This is a genomic window from Hymenobacter sp. B1770 (assembly GCF_049896385.1).
GTDB lineage: Bacteria > Bacteroidota > Bacteroidia > Cytophagales > Hymenobacteraceae > Hymenobacter.
In genome coordinates this window covers 80463-93750 of the sequence record NZ_JAFCUF010000009.1, presented here as the reverse complement: position 1 = coordinate 93750, position 13288 = coordinate 80463, and the positions used below count along the sequence as shown (strand labels likewise).

General features: G+C 66.3%; 9 protein-coding genes. 8 read left to right on the top strand and 1 reads right to left on the bottom strand.

Features of this window, described 5'->3' with window-relative positions; all coding sequences use genetic code 11:
• Window positions 1-64 precede the first annotated feature (64 nt).
• The 8 genes from ACP7AJ_RS17510 to ACP7AJ_RS17475 all read left to right on the top strand — a co-directional run bounded on the left by ACP7AJ_RS17510 (window position 65) and on the right by ACP7AJ_RS17475 (window position 11802).
• Window positions 65-2113: a sensor histidine kinase gene (locus ACP7AJ_RS17510; protein ID WP_426061490.1), complete on the top strand. Its 2049-nt coding sequence runs from the start codon at window positions 65-67 to the stop codon at window positions 2111-2113.
• A 57-nt stretch (window positions 2114-2170) separates the two neighbouring features.
• Window positions 2171-2593, top strand: coding sequence for a response regulator (locus ACP7AJ_RS17505; protein WP_426061489.1), 423 nt, complete (start codon window positions 2171-2173; stop codon window positions 2591-2593).
• A 134-nt stretch (window positions 2594-2727) separates the two neighbouring features.
• On the top strand, window positions 2728-5952 hold the full coding sequence (locus tag ACP7AJ_RS17500; protein WP_426061488.1) for a PAS domain-containing protein: 3225 nt from the start codon (window positions 2728-2730) through the stop codon (window positions 5950-5952).
• Window positions 5953-5956: 4 nt separating this feature from the next.
• A complete protein-coding gene (locus ACP7AJ_RS17495; protein ID WP_426061487.1) occupies window positions 5957-6382 on the top strand; it encodes a response regulator in 426 nt (141 codons plus the stop codon).
• Between the two features lie 120 nt (window positions 6383-6502).
• Window positions 6503-9007, top strand: a complete 2505-nt coding sequence (locus ACP7AJ_RS17490) for a PAS domain-containing protein (protein ID WP_426061486.1) — start codon at window positions 6503-6505, stop codon at window positions 9005-9007.
• Between the two features lie 22 nt (window positions 9008-9029).
• Window positions 9030-9449, top strand: coding sequence for a response regulator (locus ACP7AJ_RS17485; protein ID WP_426061485.1), 420 nt, complete (start codon window positions 9030-9032; stop codon window positions 9447-9449).
• A 131-nt stretch (window positions 9450-9580) separates the two neighbouring features.
• A complete protein-coding gene (locus ACP7AJ_RS17480; protein ID WP_426061484.1) occupies window positions 9581-10795 on the top strand; it encodes a PAS domain-containing sensor histidine kinase in 1215 nt (404 codons plus the stop codon).
• Window positions 10796-11154: 359 nt separating this feature from the next.
• The gene (locus ACP7AJ_RS17475; protein WP_426061483.1) at window positions 11155-11802 is read left to right on the top strand and encodes a response regulator; all 648 of its coding nucleotides are present in this window, start codon (window positions 11155-11157) and stop codon (window positions 11800-11802) included.
• A 66-nt stretch (window positions 11803-11868) separates the two neighbouring features.
• Here the strand turns inward: ACP7AJ_RS17475 and ACP7AJ_RS17470 are convergent, their stop codons facing one another.
• The gene (locus ACP7AJ_RS17470; protein ID WP_426061482.1) at window positions 11869-13074 is read right to left on the bottom strand and encodes a PAS domain-containing sensor histidine kinase; all 1206 of its coding nucleotides are present in this window, start codon (window positions 13072-13074) and stop codon (window positions 11869-11871) included.
• Window positions 13075-13288: the final 214 nt, after the last annotated feature.

Here is a 13288-nt window from a genome sequence, read left to right as displayed (position 1 = left end):
GGCAGCCCTCGGCCCGTCCGAAAGGTTCACTCTTATTTCGGGCTCCGGCCTTTTTACGCTTCGTATGGCTTCTAATCTGGCCGTTCCACCAATCCCCTCCGCCACCGACCTCCGGGCCCTGCTGGCGGTTTCACTCACCGCTCTGGCCCTGTGGCGCCCCCACTACGGCCCCGATGGCACTACCCTCACGGACTTTGCCTGCACGTACCTGAACCCTGCCGGCCAGCTCCTGCTCGGCCAGCCCGAACGGCCCGCCGAAACCTTCCTCACGCTCTTCCCCGACGCCCGCGAAAACGGCCTGTTTGCCTTCTGCTGCCGCGTGTTTGCCGCCGAGGAGGCCGACCATTTCGAGGTGGACCACCCGGCCGACGGCCCGGGCCGCTACGTGCGGATAACCGCCCAGCGCCAGGGCCCGCTGCTGGCGGCCAGCTTCACCGACCGGGCCGGCGACCCGTGCACCGCCGTGGAAACGGCCCTGCGCGAAAGCCAGGCCGCCGAGACCGTGGCCCGCGCCGACGCCCAGCAGCAGCGCGCCACCCTGATGCGCTACCTCGGCCGGACCCATGCCGCCATCTGCGTGCTGCGCGGCCCGGCCCAAGTGCTCGACTACGCCAACCCCACGTTTGAGCGGCTGGCGGGCCGCCCGCTGCCGTCCGGCAGCCCGCTGGCGGACGTGTTGCCCAAAGCCCTGCAGCAGGGCCTCGCGGCCCGGTTGGGGCGCGTGTACCGCACCGGCACGTCGTACTTCGGCATCGAACGGCCCCTGTCCCTCGCGCCCGCCGACGACCAGCCGGCCCGCACGCATTACTTCACCTTTTCCTTCGACGCCTACCAGGAGCACGGCCGCACGGCGGGCGTGTCCATCTTCGCCTACGACGTGACGGACGCCGTGCTGGCCCGCCGCCGCGCCGAAACCCTGCAGGCCGAGGTGCTCGGCGCCGCCCGGCAGCAGCTCACCGAGCGCGACACTTTCCACGAGGTGTTCGAGCAAACGCCGGCCCTGGTGGCCCTGTTGCGCCAGCTCGACCACCGCATCGAATACGTCAACCCCGCCCTCCAGGCCCTGTTTCCAGGCCAGCTGTTTGCGGGCCGCGACGTAGTCGTGGACCTGCCCGAGCTCCAGGCCCGGGGCACCATCGACCTGCTCGACCGCGTGTACCGCACCGGCGAAACCTACTTCGGCGCCGAGCTGCCCGTGCGGGTGGCGCCCACCGACGGCCAGCCGGCCCGCCGGGAGTACTACAACTTCACCTTCCAGGCCTTCCGCGAAGGCGGCGCGGTGGCGGGCGTTTCCATCTTCGGGTTCAACGTGACCCAGCAGGTGCTGGCCCGGCGCGAGCGCGAGGCCCAGCAGCGGCAGTTGCAGGCCGCCAACCGGGCCCTGACCGAAAGCAACCGCCAGCTCACCTGCACCAACGACGACCTGGACACGTTCATCTACACGGCCTCGCACGACCTCAAAACCCCCATCACCAACCTCGAAGGCCTGCTGCACGCCCTGTGCGAAGAGCTGCCCGCCGACCTGTTGCAGGCCCCCCACGTGCCCCCGCTGCTCGACCGCATGCAGCTGGCCGTGGACCGCTTCAAGCTCACCATTGCCCAGCTCACCGACCTGACGCGGCTGCAGCGGGCCGCCGACCAACCAACCGAATCCGTGGACCTGACCACCTTGGTGAACGACATCTCCCTCGATTTGGTCCATCAACTCACCGATGCCCATTTCACCGTGGAAGTGACCGCCTGCCCGCGGGTGTCCTTCGCGCCCAAAAACCTGCGCAGCATCGTCTACAACCTGCTCAGCAACGCCCTCAAGTACCGCGACCCCGACCGCCCGCCGCGGGTAGAACTGCGCTGCCGCAGTGCCGAAGACGGTACCGTGGTGCTCGACGTGCAGGACAACGGCCTCGGCTTGAATGATACTCAACAGGGCCAGCTCTTTGGCTTGTTCCGTCGCCTGCACGACCACGTCGAGGGCTCGGGCATCGGCCTCTACATGGTCAAGCGCATCGTGGAAAACGCCGGCGGCACCATCGCCGTGCAGAGCACGCCCGACGTGGGTACCACCTTCACCATCATGCTCCCCGCGCCGGTCCCGACACCCCTGGCTGCTTAATTATCCTGCTAAACCTGCTTCTAGAGGCCTGCCCCCGTTCCTTATTTTATGCTTGCTATGCGCCGAATTCCCACCATTCTGTTGGTCGACGACGACGACACCACCAATTTTCTTCACCAGCGGCTGCTGACCCGCCTCGACGCCGCCGACCAGGTGCTGGTAGCCACCAACGGCCGCAAAGCCCTGGAAATCTTGTCTCAGCCAGGTAACACGTTCGGCACCGCCAACCCCGTGCTGGTCCTGCTCGACCTCAACATGCCCGTCATGAACGGGTTTCAATTTTTGGAGGCGTTCCAGACCCTGCCCCTGGCCCAGCAGGAGGGCGCCGTGGTGGTCGTCCTCACCTCCTCGCTTAGCCCCCAGGACTTGGGCCGGGCCAACGCTCTGCCCATTGCCGGCTTCCTGGATAAGCCCCTGAACCAGGAAAAAATCAATACCCTGCTGCACCGCCACTTCGGCCCGCTGGTAGCGGCCGGGTAGCGTCACCATCCACCCGTTGTCCCATACCAAAACGAGCGTACCAACTGGTCCGCTCGTTTTTTTGTGCCCCTGCCTTAGCCCCGTAGTTCCGGCTCTCGTATTGACAAACCGCCTCCACTGCTGCCCCAACGCCTATGGCCCTGCCACCACTCGACCTGCTGTCCATTTTCAACACCCTGCCCGGCGCCAACCTGCTGCTGTCCCCGGAGTTCGTGATACTCGGCGCCAGCGACGACTACCTGGCCGCCACCCTCGCCGACCGGGCCACCCTCGTCGGGCAGAACCTCTTCGACGCCTTTCCCGACAACCCCGAGACGCCCGAGGCCAACGGCGGGGCCAACATCCGCGCTTCCTTGGAAACCGCGCGGGCCACCAAACAGCCGCACGAACCGCCCCTGCAGCACCACGATGTGCCCGACCCCGACCGGCCCGGCCACTTCGTCGAACGCCACTGGAAGCCGCGCCACACGCCCGTGCTCGACGCCGCCGGGCAGGTGCAGTACCTCATTCAGTCCGTGCAGGACATTACGGCGGGCGTACTAGCCGAGCGGCAACTGCGCGAGAGCCAGGCCGCCGAACAAGCCGCCCGCGCCGACGCCGACGCCCTGCGCCAGCGCTTCCACGAGGCGCTCCAGCGGCTGCCCGCCTACGTGGCCGTGTACCAGGGGCCCGACCACCGCTGCCAGTTCGTCAACCCGTCTTACCAGCGCATGTTCCCGCACCGCGCCTTTCCCGGCCGGCCGTTCCGCGAAAGCATGCCGGAGGCCATCGCGCTGGGGGTGGCGGACCTGTTCGACCAGGTCTACCGGTCCGGGGAGCCCTACTACGGGTACGAGATGGAGGGCTGGTTCGATTTCGAGGACACGGGGGCGCCCCAGCAGCTGTTTTTCAACCTCTGCCTGCACCCGCTGCGCGACGCGCAGGGGCGCGTCGACGGCCTGCTCAACTTCTCGTACGACGTCACCGAGCAGGTGCGGACCCGCCAGCAGGTGCAGCAGCTCAACCAGGAGCTCGAGGCCCGCGTGCAGGAGCGCACGCAAGCCGGGTTGGCCCTGCAGGCCGACCTGCTCGCCGCCGCCCGGCAGCAGGCGCAGCAGCGCGAAACCTTCTACCAGGTGTTTGAGCAAACCCCGGCCAGCATCGTGCTGCTGCGCGGGCCGGAACACGTGGTCGAGTACCACAACCAAGCGTACCAGGAGCTGTTTCCCGGCCGCCACATGCGGGGCCTGACCATTGCCCAAATTCAGCCGGACGCCGCCGAGCAAGGCTTCGTGGCGCTGCTCGACGGCGTGTACCGCACCGGGGAAACCTTTGTTGGGCGGGAAGTGCAGCTCGACATCGAGCAGCCGGCCGGAGGGCGCAAGGAAACGTATTTCAATTTCACCTACCAGGCCTACCGCGAAGCCGGCCAGATTGCGGGGGTGTCCGTGTTTGCCTACGACGTAACCGAGCAGGTGCAGGCCCGCCAGCAGCGCGAAGCCCAGCGCCAGCAGCTGCTGCACTTGTTCACCGAGGCCCCGGCCGCCATCTGCATCCTGGCCGGGCCCGAGCTGGTGTACGAGTTTGTGAACCCCACCTACCAGCAGCTGGTGCACGGCCGGGCGCGGCTGGGCCAGTCCACTTTTGAGGCCCTGCCCGAACTCGTCGGCACCCCCGTGGAAGCGCTGCTGCGGCGGGTGTACGCCACGGGCCAAACGCACGAGGAAAAGGCCCTGCTCATTCCCATCGTCCGGCCCGCCGATGGCGTGCTGGAGGACCGGTACTTCTCCTTTGTGTACCAAGGACGGCGCGACGAGCACGGCCGCGTCGACGGCGCCCTGGTGTTCGCGTTCGAAGTCACCGAGCAGGTGCAGGCCCGGCAGCGGGCCGAAGAAAGCCGGGAGCAACTCAAGCGCTTTCAGTTTATGGCCGACCAGGCCCGCGACGCCTTCATCCTCATGCGCGAAGACGGCACCTTCGCCTACCTCAACCCCAAAGCCCTGGATGCCTGGGGCTACTCGGCCGAGGAAAGCACCCGCCTGCGGGTACCCGACGTGGACCCCATCTACCAGGACGCCGTATTCAACGAGGCCTTTGCCCAGGCGCAGCGCGGCAGGATTCCGCAGTTCGAAACGCTGCACCGGCGCAAGGACGGCCACATCTATCCCGTCGAGGTGAGCATGGGCGGGCTGCAACTCAACGGCCAGCCCTACCTGTTTGCCATTGCCCGCGACATCACCGAGCAGAAACGCTTTGTGGCGGAGCTGCAGGAGAGCGAGGCCCGCTTCCGCACCATGGCCGATGCCGCCCCCAACCAGGTGTGGGCCGTAAACCCCGATTCCACCATCCGCTACATCAACCGCGCCTTTCTCGACTTTGTGGGCCTGCGCACCGAGCAGGAATACGCGGCCACGGGCTGGGGGCCCTACCTCCACCCCGAGGAACTCGCCCAGACCCAACAGGCCCTGTCGCAGGCCATCGCCGAGCGCCGGCCCTTCGTGCTGGAACACCGCATGCGGCGCCACGACGGGCAGTACCGCTGGCTGCTGTCCCAGGGCGCCCCAAGCTTCCTCGCGGGTGGCGAGCTCTACGGCTACGTGGGCTCGGCCATCGACATTACCGACCTCAAGCACGCCAACGAGCAGCTCACGCGCACCAACGTGGACCTCGACAACTTCATCTACACCGCCTCCCACGACCTCAAAGCCCCCATCTCCAACATCGAGGGCCTGCTCTACTTGCTGCAGGAGGAGCTGCCCCCGGCGGTGGCCCAGGGCCCCGAGATTGGCCCCACGCTTACGCGCATGCTGGAGGCAGTGGAACGCTTCAAGCGCACCATCGAACACCTCACCGACGTGTCCAAGCTCCAGAAAGAGCACGAACCCGCCACCACCCAGGTCAACCTGGCCGCCGTCCTCGAAGGCGTGCGCCAGGACCTGCAGCCCCTGCTGCAGGAAGCGGGGGCCAAGCTGTTTATTGACGTGGCCGCCCTGCCGCCCGTGCAGTTCTCGGAGAAAAACCTGCGCTCGGTGATTTATAACCTGCTCAGCAACGCCGTCAAGTACCGCTCGCCCGACCGCGCGCCCCGCGTCGACGTGCGGGGCCACGTGCGCCCGGGCCACACCGTGCTCGAAGTGCACGACAACGGCCTCGGCATCGCCGCCCACCAGTTGCCCCAGCTTTTTGGCATGTTCCGGCGCTTCCACGACCACGTCGAGGGCACGGGCATCGGGCTCTACATGGTCAAGCGCATGGTCGAGAACGCCGGCGGCCGCCTCGAAGTCCATTCCCAGCTCGGCGCCGGTACCACCTTTTATGTCTTCCTGCCCCACGCGGGCCGTGCCGGCGCGGCCCCTTTTCCCGCTTTCTCTCCTTCCTAGACCGATGGCTGCCATTTCCTGCACCCTGCTTGTCGACGACGACGACACCACCAACTTCCTCAACCAAAAACTGCTCCAGCGCATGGCCGTCAGCGACCAAGTGCTGGTGGCCGGCAATGGCCAGCAGGCCCTCGACCTGCTGCACGCCCACTGCGAGTTGCCCACGTCGCCCACCTGCCCGGCCCTCATCCTGCTCGACATCAACATGCCGCTCATGAACGGCATCGACTTCCTGAAAGCCTACGCTCAGCGCCCCACCCGGGAAAACCCCACGGTGGTCATCATCATGCTCACCACCTCCGTCAACCCCCGCGACGTGGAGCAGATGCAGGGCCTGCCCATCAAGGGCTACCTCACCAAGCCTCTCACCCGCGACAAAATCACCCAGGTGCTGCAGGAGCACTTCGGCCACTCCGCCACCGCTGGTTAATCACTGGCAACGAGTCGAACAGCCCGAGCGGACCACCTAGCCCGCTCGTTTCTTTGTGCCCCCGCCTTGGCCCCATAAGTCCGACTTCCGTATTGACAACTCCGCCCCAACGCTGTTTTGATGCCTTCGCCCGACTTGCTGCCCGCGCCCGTCTTCAACATCCTCCCCGGGGCCTACCTGCTGCTCACGCCTGAGGCCGTGATTGAGGCCGTCAGCGACGACTACCTCGCTGCCACTCTCACCACCCGAGAGCAGTTGGTGGGCCGTGTGGTCTTTGAGGCCTTCCCCGACAACCCCGCCGCGCCCGAGGCCCACGGCACCCGCAACCTGCGCGCCTCCCTGGCCCAGGTGCTGGCCACGGGCCAGCCCCACCAGATGGCCCCGCAGCACTACGACGTGCCCGACCCAGACCGGCCGGGGCACTTCATCGAACGCCACTGGCTGTGCACCAACCGCCCCGCGCTCGATGCCGATGGCCGCGTCACCCACGTGCTGCACGCCGCCACCGACATCACCGCCCGCCGCGTGACCGACCAGCAGCTGCGCGAAAGCCAGGCCGCCGAGCAAGCCGCCCGCGCCGACGCCGACGAGCAGCGGGCGGCGCTGGGCCGTGCTTTCGAGCAGGCGCCGGTATCCATTGCCATTCTGCGGGGGCCCGAGTTCATCGTCGAGCTGGCCAATCCCTCGCTCGGCGAGCTGTGGGGCCGACCGGTCGGGCCCGCGCTGGGCCGCCCCCTGTTCGAAGCCTTGCCCGACCTGGCCGGGCAGGGGCTGGAGGAGCTGCTGGCCCGGGCGCTGCGCACCGGCGAGCCGGTGGTCTTCCAGGAACGCCCGACGCTATTGGCCCGCGACCCGGCCGGCCCGCCGGCGCTGGGCTACTACAACTTTACCTACCAGCCCCTGCACGACGCCCAGGGGCGCGTCACGGGCCTCATCACGGTGGGCCTGGACGTCACCGAGCAAGTCGTGGCGCGCCAACAGGTCCAACAGCTCAACCAGGAACTCGAAGCGCGCGTCGACGAGCGCACCCGGGCCGCCTTGGCCCTGCAGGCCGACCTGCTCGCCGCCGCCCGGCAACAGACCGAGCAGCAGGCCCGGCTCTACCAGGTGTTCGAGCAGACTCCAGCCCCGGTGGCCTTGCTGCGCGGCCCCGGCCACCGCTTCGAGTACGTCAACCCCGCCTACCAGGCCTTCTTTCCCGGGGGCCAGCTGGCGGGCCGCGAGGTCGCCGACGTGGCGCCTGAACTGGTCGTGCAAGGGTTTGGGGCGCTGCTCGACCGCGTGTATCAAACCGGCGAAACCTACTTTGGCGTCGAGCTGCCCTTCGCGCCCGTGCCGGTCAACGGCGAGCCGCCCCGCACCCTCTACTTCACCTTCACCTACCAGGCCTACCGCGAAGACGACCGGATTGTGGGCGTTTCCATCTTTGCCCTGGACGTCACCGAGCAGGTGCTGGCCCGCCAGGAACGCGAGGCGCAACGCCAGCAGCTGCAGGACCTGTTTGAGCAGGCCCCGGTGGCCATCAGCATCCTGCGCGGGCCCGACTACGTGGTGGAAGTGGCCAACCCGCTGGTGGCCCAGGTATGGGGCCGCACCCCGGCCGACGTGCTGGGCCGCCCCGTGTTCGAGGCCCTGCCCGAAGCGCGCGACCAGGGCTTTAAGGAGCTGCTCGACGAGGTGCGCCAAAGCGGCGAGGCCTTCGTGGCCGAGGGCGTCGCCGCCCAGTTTCTGCGCGGCGACGCCGTCCAAACAGTGTACCTGAACTACGTGTACCAGCCCCTGCGCGACGCCGACGGCACCATTACGCGCGTGGCGGCGGTGGGCACCGACGTCACAGGCCAGGTCCGGGACCGCCAGCAGGTGCAGGAACTCAACGAGCAGCTGGCCGCGTCCAACGCCGAGCTGGCCGCCGCCAACCACCAGCTCACGCGCACCAACGTCGACCTCGATAACTTCATCTACACCGCTTCCCACGACCTGCGGGTCCCCATCGTCAACATCGAGGGCCTGTTGCAGGCCTTTGGCCGGGAACTGCCCCCGACGGCCCGGGTCGGCGACGTGCCCGAAATGCTCCGGCTCATGCAGGACTCCGTGGACCGCTTCAAGCGCACCATTGCTCACCTCACCGACGTGAGCAAGCTGCAGCAGGCCCACGCCCAGCCCGCTACGCAGGTGCCGCTGGCCGCCGTAGTCGAAGAAGTACGGCTCGACCTACTGCCGCTGCTGCAGCAAACGCAGGCCCGCCTCACCGTTAACGTGCCCGCCGATGCCCACTTGCCGTTCTCCGAAAAGAACCTGCGCTCGGTGGTCTACAACCTGCTCAGCAACGCCCTTAAGTACCGCCACCCCGACCGGACGCCCGACGTGCAACTCACCTACCACCGGCAAAACCAGCACCACGTGCTGCGCGTGCAGGACGACGGCCTCGGCTTCGACGCGGCCACGTCCGAGGCCAAGCTCTACGGCATGTTCCAGCGCCTGCACACCCACGTGGAGGGCTCGGGCATCGGGCTCCACATGGTCAAGAAGATAGTCGAAAACGCCGGCGGGCGCATCGACGTAGCCAGCCAGATAGGGGAGGGCACCGCCTTCACCGTCTTTTTCCCCGTACACCCGGCGTCCTGACGCCTATCCACCCGCCACCCGCATGCCCGCCCTGCCCCTCATTCTGTTAATCGACGACGACTACACCGTCAACTTTCTCAACACCAAGCTGCTGCGCTACCTCGACCCGGACGTGCAGGTGCTCACGGCCCTCAACGGCCGAGAAGGGCTCGACCTGCTGCGCACTCACTGCCACCCGCCCGCGCCCAGCCGCCCGGCCCTCGTCTTGCTCGACATCAACATGCCCCTCATGGACGGGTTTGAGTTCCTGCAAGCCTATCAGCAGGTGCCGGAAACCGAGCGGCAGGGCGTGGTCATCTTCATGCTCACCAGCTCCGTCAGCCCCCGCGACCAGTCGCGCCTGCAAGGTTTGCCCGTCGACGGTTTCCTTTCCAAGCCCCTCACCGAGGAGAAGGTCGCCCAGGTGTTGGCCGACCACTTTCCGCCCCAAAAGGGGCCCTAGTAGCGTCCACCATCGGCCACCGCGAAGGGGAACGGCGCGTGGGCGCGTCGTTTCGCGGATATTTGGGCCCTGCGCCGCTACCTTCATCCCGCTCCCGGCGGCCGTTACCCCTTCGGTATTCCGTTTCTTTTATGCCTTCCCCCCCGTCCACTCCGGCGTCGTCCACCCCCGAAAAGAAGCAGGTGAAATCCCTGCAGCAGAAAAACACCCGCCTGCGCCAGCAGAAGGTCGAAGCCGAGCGGCAAAAGGCCGTCGATGAGCGCTACCAGCACAGCCAGGAACGGTTCCGGGCCGTGTTCGAGAACTCGCCGATGGGCCAGAAAATCATTGACCCGGACCTGTGCATCCGCCAGGCCAACCAGGCCCTGGCCACCATGTTGGGTCTGAAAACCGTGAAGAAAGTCGAAGGCCGCAAAATCCTCGACTTTGCCCACCCCGACTTTGTCCAGGACTGGCAGCACTTGCAGGAGCAGCTTTGGGCCCACAAAAAGCCCTGGTTTGCGCTGGAAACCTGCCTTATCCGCGCGGACAAGTCCTCGTTCTGGTGCCGGGTTACTTCGGTGCTCTTCCCCGACGACGAAGGCGAGATGGGCTACACCACGCTGGAAGACATCACCGCGCGCAAGGAACTCGAGCTGGCCAACCAGCGCCTCTACGACACGCAGGAAACCATGCTGCACCTGGCCGCCCACGACCTGCGCACGCCCGTGGCCCACATCCAGCTGCTGATGGACGTGCTGCGGCGCCACGACGGCGTGCGCCGCATCGAACCCGAAGCCGACCGGCAGGAGGTGGAGCAGATGCTGGTCCTAGTGGAGCAAGCCTGCGGCACGGCCAACGCGCTGCTGGGCGACGTGCTGTTTCTCGGGCAGATGCAGGCCACCCGCGCCCGGAAGCACCGCACCAACCTAGGGGCCCTGCTCGACAAGCGCCTGCAGGTGTTTCGCCTCGCGGCCCAGGAAAAGGAAATTCACCTGCACCTGGAATTGCCCAAATCACCGGTTCACGCCGACATCGACACCGACCAGTTTGGCCGCATCCTCGACAACCTGCTCACCAATGCCCTGAACTTCACATTTGCCGGGGGCACCATTCGCGTGGCCCTGCGCCAGCTCAAAGGCCGCGTTCGCCTGGTGGTGCAGGACACCGGCTTGGGCATTCCCGAAGACCTGCAGCCCCACGTGTTCGACAAGTTCAGCAAGGCCTCGCGCGCGGGCCTGTACGGCGACACCACCACGGGCCTGGGCTTGTTCATCACCAAGCAAATTGTGGAAATGCACCACGGCAACATCTGGCTCGAAAGCAAGGAGAACGAGGGCACCACCTTTTTCATAGAGCTAACCTGAACCGTAAAGTCGTTCGTTTTGTACGGCTCGGGTTTGACGAGTACCCGCTCGGGCTACCTCGCCCGCGACAAAACAAGCAGGTGCTACCGCAGTATTTCGGCCATTCTGCCCCGCCATCTAATGGAGGTAGCTGCTTAATCAACAACGAGCGGACCATCTGGCCCGCTCGTTTCTTTTCCACCCCATCCCTCAGCAGCCGGCCAGCTTTCGCCCCGGGGGCTCTTCACCATAGTAACCTTGGCCTTTGCGGCCCGTTTGCGCTGCAAACCCGCTTGTTAAAAATCGCGCTGACCAACCGCGTCTTGTGTTAGTTGCCTCACCCCGCCGCCGCCTTTTTCCACCGCCCCTACCTTAGCCCCATGATACGCCTGTTTCTCGTCGACGACCACGCCATACTGCGCCAGGGACTGCGCGCACTGCTAGAGCCGGAAGCCTGGCTGCAGGTGGTCGGCGAAGCCGAGAACGGCGAGCAGCTGCTGGCCCGGTTGCCCGCCACGCCCTGCGACGTGGTGCTGCTCGACCTGGACATGCCGGTCCTGGACGGGCTGGCCACCACCCGGCGGCTGCACGCCGAGTTCCCCGACGTGCGCATCCTCATCCTCTCCATGGCCGCCCACGCGCCGGCCATCGGGGAGGTGCTGGCGGCCGGGGCTTCGGGCTACGTCCTGAAAAACGCCGGCCGACACGAATTCGTAGCTGCCGTGCAGACCGTGGCCGACGGTCAGCGGTATCTGAGCTCCGAGTTGGGCCTGGCCATGCTGGAAAAGGTGCTGGCCGGGACGCCCACGCCCGACCACACGGCTGCGAGTCGCCTTTCGGCGCGCGAGCAGGAAATCCTGCAGTTGGTGGTCAACGGCCTGACCAACGCCGAGATTGCCGACCAGCTCTTCACCAGCAAGCGCACCATCGAAACCCACCGCCAGAACATTATATATAAAACCGGCACCAAAAACACCGCTGCGCTGGTAAAGGCCGCCATCAGTCAGGGCTGGCTTCAAAAAGACTGATGAGCCTGCCCGAGCTGCCTGCTCAAGGGCCGGTCTGCCCACGCCTTGCCCACCGGAATGGGCCCCTTAATGCAGCTCCACCACAAAGCACGCCCCTTCGCCTTCTTGGCTTTCCACCCACACCTTGCCCCGGTGCAGCTGCACAATCTGCTTGGTGATGAACAGCCCCAGCCCCGTGCTGGCCTCGCCGCCCACGCCCAGGCGGGCCGACTGGCTGAACTTTTCAAACAGGTCGGCCTGCAGCGCTTCCGGAATGCCTATGCCGGTGTCGCGCACCGTCAGGCGCACGCAGCCGGGGCACTCTTCCAACCCCACCGTCACGCGGCCTCCAGTCGGGGTGAACTTCAGCGCGTTGCTCACCAGATTGTCCACCACCCGCCCAAACGTGTCGGCGTTCAGGTTGGCCTCCTGTGCCTCTGCCGGCAGGTTCAATTCCAAAGCCAGCCCCTTTTCCCGAGCCGCCAGCTCGTGCGCGGCCAGCCGCTCCTGTAGCAGTGCCCCCAGGTCGGTGGGCTCCTTTTTCAAGTCGGCCGCGTCCAGCGAGCCCAGCAGCAGCACGTCCTGCAGCAGCTTGTAAGCCGTGGCGCAGGCCGCCTGAATCAGGCCCAGGTACTTCACCGTGTCCGCCGTATCGTCCGTGGCAAACGTGGCCGCGTCCACCTGGCGCTGCAGCAGGTCGGTCAGCAACTGAATGTGACCCACGGGCGCCTTTAAGTCGTGCGTCACCAGGTGCAGAATGGTTTCCTGCGCGTCATACAGCCGTTTCAAGGACAGCTCCAGGGCCCGCCGGTCGCTGATATCTTCCAGCAGGGTGTAGCCCAATTCCTCGCCCACGTCGCCATCGGGAAAGCGAATGGACGTTACCTGGCACCAGAACGACGACCCATCGGCCCGCACCAGCCGGGTTTCCAGCGTGAAGCTCGGCAGCTTGTGGGCCCAGAGCCGTTCCTGCAGAAAGTGCCAGTCCGCCTCGTGGTCGGGGTGGGCAAACTCCCGAATCTGGTGCCCCACCACCTCGTCCAGGTGCACGCAGCCCAGCATTTCCACCACCGCCCGGTTGGCCTGGTGAATCACCAAATCCGGGGTGATGATTTTCTGCCCGAACGGCGAGTTCTCAAACACCGTCCGGAACCGTTCCTGCTGCTGCTCCCGGTCGTCGGATTCGGCCTGCTCCGCCCGCGCCACCGTCCGGCCGGCCCGCAGCCGCCGGTTTTCTTCCCGCAGGGCCGCGTTTTCTTGTTCGAGGGTTAAGCTTTCGGCAGGGGTTTTCATGGCGGAACTCATGTGGAAACTGAGGAGGGAGGAGGGTCAAGGTACCGCTTATTGGCGCCGTATGTACTGGCCCAGCGTTTCGTTTTCCCTTTAACTCCAAACGCTAGGCCGGGATAAGCACCGCCGTAGTGTGCCACACGTGCTACCCATTGGCGGCTGGCAACCCCACACTTCCGTATGCGAACGGTTTTTATCCCGGGCCGGCCTACAGCAA